Consider the following 208-nt stretch of genomic DNA (forward strand, 5'->3'; position numbering starts at 1 on the left):
GTTTTCTTCATGTGAAGCTCGGCATCACCGACCTGCTCTCCGGAATTCTTGTGATGACAGGGCTTTACAGTATCAACCTGGCCCTGACCGGTGGCAGCGCAGTGCTGCCCTTTTACAATATGCCCACCATTTTTAACACCGGGCTGGCAGCCGTTCTGCCCACAGGCTACGGTCTTGTCATCATGGTGGCAGTGATCTGTATTGTGGT

1 pseudogene is annotated in these 208 nt (G+C 53.4%); it reads left to right on the forward strand.

From position 1 onward, the window contains the following. Positions 1 to 208, forward strand: a pseudogene (locus HJY11_RS14855) (ABC transporter permease); the annotation flags it as partial.

Origin of the sequence: Bittarella massiliensis (ex Durand et al. 2017) (assembly GCF_017566145.1) — a bacterium.
Classification (GTDB): Bacteria; Bacillota; Clostridia; order Oscillospirales; family Ruminococcaceae; genus Bittarella; species Bittarella massiliensis_A.